The following is a 6683-nucleotide window of genomic DNA, read 5'->3' as shown; positions in this document are numbered from 1 at the left end:
ATCGGCTGACGAGCGATGTCCATACGCAACGCCGCGACGAACGCATTATCGCGGCGTGCCGAACACCTGAGTCCAATAGATGGTGGCCTTGCTTTGCGCATTGATTGCATATGCCGCCCCCATCTCCTTGAATTCGCCATTCATGATGTTCACGCAATGCCCCGGGCTGGAGAGCCAGCCTTCCACCACCTGCTTCGCGGAGCCCTGGCCGGCCGCCACATTCTCGCCGACCATCCGCCACGCATATCCTTCCCGTGTCGCCCGCGGCCCCGCCGTGCTGCCGTCGCGCCCTTCATGGCCGAAATAATCGTACTTCGCCATATCCCGGCTGTGCTTCAACGCAGTGGCCGCCAGTGTCGCGTTCCAGCGCAGTGCCGGCGCCGGTTTGAACTTCTTTGCGCCGCAGCTGCGTTCCCTGGCACGTGCGGCATTCACCAGCGACAAGACTTCCCGTCCCGCCTTTTGCCAGTCGCCGAGATCGGCGCTGAGAAGCGGTTGCGCCAGCACGATCTGCCACTGATTTCCCTGCCGGGACACGCCTGCCGCCGAATAGCGCTTGCTGAGCAACAGCCGGCAATCGCTCTTGACGGCAAAGTTCATTGCATCCCTGGCGTTTGACGGACCGGACAGGGTTAGCACTTCGGCACGCGCCGCTTGATAGCCGGAAGTGCGCAGCGCCTCCATCAACTTATCGCCCCGTTCGACTTTCAACCGGGCGAGCGACGGCTCGGCCACGAGGGGCGGCAGCGGCTCGGGCGCAGTGTCCTTGCATTTCTGCGGCGATGCGCGATAGGCATTGATCATGGCAAGTAATTCATCGTCCGGTGCGGCCTGTGCCGATGCCGAAAACAGCAAGCTGGTCAGCGCAAAGGCGCAGGTGGCCCGATCTAGTTTCATGCGAAATGTCATGTGAAGGAAGTGGTTGGTGGTAACGATTTCGTCGTTCGCCTCTGGACAAGTTCCAGAGGATTTTCACTACGGTTTGACACGCTTATGCATGGCTACAACGAAATAGAAATTTTTAAGTATCAATCGTTTATTTATTCAAAGATGCGTCAAAGCCCTGGGATAAGATGCGACCCGTCTGTGCCGATGCGCCGTGGAGCTGGTGGTGAGCGTCGCAGGTGGTGCTTGCACCTGATGCCCGCGTTGCGACATATCCGCGTTTCACACCGGGCAGACGATTCGCACGGAGCTTTGAAAGCTGGCCGACAACGGGTCCACGACACTGGTCACCCTGTATCTTTCCGCAGATGGCAATACGCTGAGCATCAACGACGACGGAGAAATCACCGACTTCGTCAAGCAGCGGTAGATTCGCTCTTAAGCCGCTTCCTGTTTCCGGAAGTGCAGACGATGTACACCGCGCTTTATGTTTCGCCTGTAACATGAAGCGCGATGCTGCAATCTTCACTGTGACAGCATTCATTACTGCATTTCATCCTTCAATATACAGAGAACCGTGTTTCGAACGGCACGTCCATCCTCAATAGTGCCGGTCCCTGTTTAACCACTCCCTGGGTGAAAGTCCGACCTTCGCCGCGAAGGCACGTGACAGCGCGGGCGGATTTGCGTACCCGAGCTGTTCGGCCAGCATCTTGATCGGGCGCCCTTCGCGCAACCCCATCTGGGCCAGCGCGATGCGGCAGCTCACCACATAGTCCGCCGGGGTCTGCCCCACCACCTGTTTGAATACGGTTGCAAAACTCGTCCGTGACATGCCGGCGCACTGCGCCATGCGTTCCAGCGTCCAGGCGTCGCCAGGCGCCTCATGAAGCGCTATCAATGCAAGTGATATCCGTGGATGGGAAAGTCCTGTGATCATGCCGGGCTGTATGCCTGCCTCTTCCGGGTGATCCAGCAACCACCGCAATAACTGGATCAACACCACCTCGAACAGCCGGTCCGCCAGGATGCGCTGACCGCACCGCACGCGGTCGGTCTCGGCGAACAGCAGCGCAAGCGCAGGCTCCAGGCCATCCACCTCGGCCAGCCGCAACCGGATGAACGGCGGCAGGCTGCGGGCGAATGGATTGTCATCGCCTCCTTCGAACTCCAGCGCGGCGCAGGTGAAGTCCGAGCCGTCCTCGGGCGGGTTATGGAAATGGTGGGTAAGCGGCCTGGGGTAGAACAGCAGGGTCGGTTCATCCAGAACCAGTTTTTCCGGGCATCCACCAGCGCCATGGTGCGTCACTTCCATCCTGCCGCGCCGGAGCACGTGCAGGAATCCGCGCCCGACGCTGCGCTCATATTTTTGCAGGCCGCACAAAGGCCCCGAATGAAAGAAGCTGACGCGCACACCGAAGCGCTTCAACAATACGGACAACCTGTCGATAGGGGGCTGGTCGGTCATTTAAACGAAAAGGTATGAGTTTTGAATGAAATGATCCTAATGATACGCAGATATTTCCCATACTGCACATCACTGGAGCAGTCGGAAACACCACTCCGACTGTTCCGGGACATATCCATTTTCATCAATCCATCCTTTGAAAGGCACACACCATGCAACGCATCAATATGAACACGGAACTCGTCCCTGACGTCAGCCGGGACCTGCTGAAGCAAATCCATACCGCATTCAATGCGACGCCCAATATGTTCAAGGCGGTGGCCAATTCCCCGGCAGCGCTCAGGAGCATGTGGGGCGCATTCAGCGCACTTGCCGGTGGCTCCATCGATGCAAAGCTCGGTGAGCAGATCGCAGTGGCCATCGCAAACCGCAACCATTGCGAATACTGCCTTGCTGCCCATACCCTGCTTGGAAAGAAGGCAGGCGCCAGCGCGGACGAAATGGCCTCCGCACAACTTGGCCGCGCGGCCGACCCGAAAACCGCCGCCGCCCTCGCCTTCGCGCTCAAGGTGGTAAATGAGCGTGCCCATCTATCGGATGACGACGTCGCGGCCGTGCGCGCAGCCGGATTCACCGATGAACAGATCGTCGAGATCATGGCGCACGTGGCGCTGAACCTGTTCACGAACTACGTCAATGTCGCATTTGACGTACCGGTGGACTTCCCGAAAGTCGCACTCAACAAGCAAGTCGCATACAGCAATTAAGATGGCGGTGCCGGCCGCAGCGGCCCATGCCATTGCAGCCGGCAAATCAACCTGGAGGACAACATGCGAGAGTTTTCCCTATATCCCGAACTGGATGTCGTCGAGTGGATCAATACGACGCAGCCGATCCGTATGACCGATCTGCGCGGCCGCGTCGTGGTGCTGCATGCCTTTCAGATGCTGTGTCCGGGCTGCGTGCAATACGGCATTCCCCAGGCGGAACGTATCGCGCGCGCATTTCCGCGCAAGGATGTCGCGGTGCTGGGCCTGCATACGGTCTTCGAACATCACGATGTGATGACACCGGCGGCATTGCGTGCGTTTGCAAGCGAATACCGGTTGAGCATGCCTATCGGGATCGACCGTCCGGCGGACGAAGGGTCGATACCCCGGACGATGAAACTGCTGCAGTTGCGAGGGACACCCACCCTGGTGATATTCGACAAGACCGGCAGGGTCAGGCATCAGCATCTTGGACAGGTGGATGATCTGCGGGTCGGTGCGGAGATCGGAGCCTTGCTCATGGAACAGGCAAAGAACGACCGGCCGGCCAGTGCCGACAACGGGACTGCACTGCTCCGGACAGGAGAATGTGATGACGAGGCTTGCCGCGTGAATGAGCCTCCGCCTCTCGCCTGAATGTTTTCAAGCAGGAGGAGCGATCGCAGTCGGGATCGTATGCCATCAGGCAAGGCTGCCCAAGCGGATCGCCGCCCGCGAACCGGAATGTTAATTTTTCATCTAAAGGGCGTTTCCGGTTCAAACAGTTCCGGTTCAAACAGTGCTGGCAAAGGGAGTGCCGTTCCTTCCCGCCGGCATGTCATCCATCACTAACAAGAACAGAGCGCCCATGAAAAAACTAGCCGTCGCCCTATCCGGCCTGCTCGCTGCGGGCAGCATCGCAGCGCAGGGTCGTCCCGCGTCTCCTGAAGAACCACTGCCCGATGTCATCACCACCATTCAAGGCGGCTTGCGTGCCGAACGCCTGGCGTCGCTCGAATTTCCGTGGGGCATGGCACTATTGCCTGACGGGCGCCTGCTGATCACTGAAAAGCCGGGCCGGCTGCGGATCTTCAGCGACGGACGCCTGTCCGCCCCGGTGAAAAACCTGCCAACGGTCTCCTACCAGGGAGACTCCGATCAGGGCGGCCTGCTCGACGTAGCAATCGATCCCGACTTCGCGCGCAACAAGCGCATCTATTTGTCGTACTCCGAGGCGGCGGACGGGCAGCCGGTGGAATTGGCCGAAACCGGCGATACGCGCGTCAACAGGAAGGTGGACCTGAAACAGATATTGCGCGGCGGCGCGGTGGCAAGCGCCACGCTCGACGGCGAACAGTTGCGCGATGTGCAGGTCATCTGGCGGCAGGTGCCGAAGACCATCGGACGCGGTCATTTCGGCCACCGGCTGCTGTTCGGCCGCAACGGCACGCTCTTCATCACCTCCGGCGACCGTATGCGCTTCGAGCCGGCGCAAAGTCTGGAAACGAATCTCGGCAAGATCGTGCGCATCAATACCGACGGCTCCATTCCGAAGGACAATCCGTTCGCCGGCAAGGAAGGGGCCCGCGGCGACATCTGGAGCCTCGGCCATCGCAACATGCTGTCGATTGCGATGCACCCGGAATCCGGCCAGATATGGACATGGGAAATGGGCCCAAAAGGTGGCGACGAGATGAACCTCGTCCAGCCGGGAAAGGACTACGGCTGGCCCAGCGTCAGCAACGGCGACAACTACGACCGGACCATCATTCCGGATCATCCTTCCAACCCCGATTTCACGGAGCCGGTTCGGTCCTGGACCCCGGTGATCTCGCCGTCGGGCGCGTTGTTCTACCGCGGCTCACTGCTGCCGTGGCGCGGCAGCGCGCTCGTCGGCGGGCTTTCGACGAAGGGATTGATCCGCCTGACGATCGACGGCGAGCGCATCGCGAGCGAAGAGCGCATCGACCTGCGGCGACGGGTGAGGAATTTCATCGAAGCGCCGGACGGGACATTGCTGCTGATTACGGATTACAAGAACGGCGAATTGATGCGCCTTCGGCCTGCAGCGCCTCCGGGTCGGTAAAAGCGCAGGACCTGGAAGGCACATCCGGACCGCACTGCTTATGATCCAAACAGGTCAGTCGTGTTTCTGCCCGGCGTGGCTCCAACCTGCCCGTTCGATATTAAAAATCCTCCCCGTACCGGCATCCGGAATGAAAAACATCAGCCGGCTTTAACCCTGGGCATCGGCTTTGCTTCCGAAGCAGCGGGATGTTCAGGCGTACGGTAAATGACCACCAGCGCACGCGACTCCCCTTTCAATGATCTCCCGCGGTGGGGAATCCGTGAATCGAAATAGACGCTGTCGCCAGGTGAAAGCACCCATAGCCGTTCTTTGCCTTCCACGACAAAGCCGAACTCGATCTCGCCGTCCAGGATGAAGAGAAATTCCTCGCCATCGTGCTCGAAACGAACATCCTTTTCGATATTGGACGGAAAGACCATGATGAACGGGTCCATGTGCTTATGCCGCTTCTTCTGGGCGAGCGATGTGTAGTCGTAGCCGAATGAACTCCCGCCCCGCAGCACCGGTTCCCGTTCCCAGGATCGCACGATGCAAATACCGTCATTGCGTTCCGCCGACGATTCGGAGCCCAGCAAATCGCCGAGTTCGATTTTCAGCACTTCCGCCAATTTGACCAGGGTTCCGATCGGCGGAATCACCTTGGAGTTTTCGATCTTCGACAAATACCCTTTTGTGAAACCGGTTGCTTTGGCCAGTGCATCCAGTGTGAAATCGCGCGCGCTGCGGAGGTCATGAATGCGCCGCCCCAATCGCTGTTCGACGTCGGATAGCTGTGTTTGTGGTTCAAAAGTTTTGGTGTCGGTCATATTCTCCGCATTTTGAATATTGTGGAAGGCAGCGATTGCTCTTCAGGAAGTTGATTCTTGATGTCGTCAGGTGGTCGAAACGTGGGACAGGCAAACCACATTATTTCTCATCCGGCGCGATTTATCTGTTTGCCTGAGCGGAATCATTCTTAAAGACAGACTCCATTGCTCTGCATCAATGCAGTCTATCCGAATGGCTATGAAACTTTTTTTATATTTGTTGCATATTGAGATACCTATGCTATTCTAGGCTGCATTCCAGACGCTCGGCGTGAAATCCGCTCTGCAATCTGGTTTTCGGCCTGAAGGCAATCCTGCCGCAACTCGTCCAGAAATCAGGAGAAATCAATGAGCACCACCATGGAAAAACGGCTTTCCGGGAAGCTGGAGCCTACAGTCAACGGCTCCACCTATGTCGACCCCGCCCAGCTCGAATGGAAACCAACCAAATTCAAAGGCATCCAGATCAAGCCCTTGTACGAAGATGCAGCCAATGGCGAGCTGACCTGCCTGCTCAAATGGGAACCGGGCACAACGCTTCCGTTTCACCGCCACCCGGAAATCGAGCAATCCTTCGTCCTGGAAGGATCGTTCTATGATCATGACGGTATTGCCCGCGCCGGCCAGTTCACCTGGCGCAAACCCGGCTCTCTTCATGAAACCAGATCGGATGAAGGCTGCATTATCCTGGCAATCTACCGCAAGCCAAATGTTTTCTTCGACGTCGATTCAGGCTTCTGACCCGC

The 6683-nt window shown here is 58.3% G+C and carries 8 protein-coding genes; 4 read left to right on the top strand and 4 right to left on the bottom strand.

Going from position 1 to position 6683, the window contains the following annotated elements; translation table 11 throughout:
* Positions 1 to 45: 45 nt before the first annotated feature.
* The 3 genes from VGU61_RS07560 to VGU61_RS07550 form a co-directional block, all read right to left on the bottom strand.
* The gene (locus tag VGU61_RS07560; RefSeq protein WP_326858499.1) at positions 46 to 897 is read right to left on the bottom strand and encodes a CAP domain-containing protein; all 852 of its coding nucleotides are present in this window, start codon (positions 895 to 897) and stop codon (positions 46 to 48) included.
* 139 nt (positions 898 to 1036) lie between these two features.
* On the bottom strand, positions 1037 to 1429 hold the full coding sequence (locus VGU61_RS07555; protein ID WP_326858498.1) for a hypothetical protein: 393 nt from the start codon (positions 1427 to 1429) through the stop codon (positions 1037 to 1039).
* 57 nt (positions 1430 to 1486) lie between these two features.
* Entirely contained in the window at positions 1487 to 2353 is an 867-nt protein-coding gene (locus VGU61_RS07550) for an AraC family transcriptional regulator (protein WP_326858497.1), read from the bottom strand.
* A gap of 152 nt (positions 2354 to 2505) precedes the next feature.
* Between VGU61_RS07550 and VGU61_RS07545 the strand changes: the two genes are divergently transcribed.
* The 3 genes from VGU61_RS07545 (at position 2506) to VGU61_RS07535 (ending at position 5128) form a co-directional block, all read left to right on the top strand.
* Positions 2506 to 3060, top strand: coding sequence for a carboxymuconolactone decarboxylase family protein (locus VGU61_RS07545; RefSeq protein WP_326858496.1), 555 nt, complete (start codon positions 2506 to 2508; stop codon positions 3058 to 3060).
* A 63-nt stretch (positions 3061 to 3123) separates the two neighbouring features.
* Positions 3124 to 3699, top strand: a complete 576-nt coding sequence (locus VGU61_RS07540; protein ID WP_326858495.1) for a TlpA disulfide reductase family protein — start codon at positions 3124 to 3126, stop codon at positions 3697 to 3699.
* A gap of 211 nt (positions 3700 to 3910) precedes the next feature.
* Positions 3911 to 5128, top strand: a complete 1218-nt coding sequence (locus VGU61_RS07535) for a PQQ-dependent sugar dehydrogenase (protein ID WP_326858494.1) — start codon at positions 3911 to 3913, stop codon at positions 5126 to 5128.
* A gap of 140 nt (positions 5129 to 5268) precedes the next feature.
* Here the strand turns inward: VGU61_RS07535 and VGU61_RS07530 are convergent, their stop codons facing one another.
* Positions 5269 to 5937 (bottom strand): helix-turn-helix domain-containing protein, encoded by a 669-nt coding sequence (locus VGU61_RS07530; RefSeq protein WP_326858493.1) that lies wholly within the window; start codon positions 5935 to 5937, stop codon positions 5269 to 5271.
* A 348-nt stretch (positions 5938 to 6285) separates the two neighbouring features.
* Here VGU61_RS07530 and VGU61_RS07525 point away from each other — a divergent pair, with 348 nt between their 5' ends.
* Positions 6286 to 6678, top strand: a complete 393-nt coding sequence (locus VGU61_RS07525) for a cupin domain-containing protein (protein WP_326858492.1) — start codon at positions 6286 to 6288, stop codon at positions 6676 to 6678.
* The last annotated feature ends 5 nt before the right edge of the window (positions 6679 to 6683 follow it).

The organism is Noviherbaspirillum sp. (assembly GCF_035944575.1).
GTDB lineage: Bacteria > Pseudomonadota > Gammaproteobacteria > Burkholderiales > Burkholderiaceae_D > Noviherbaspirillum.
This window is presented reverse-complemented; position numbering and strand designations above follow the sequence as displayed.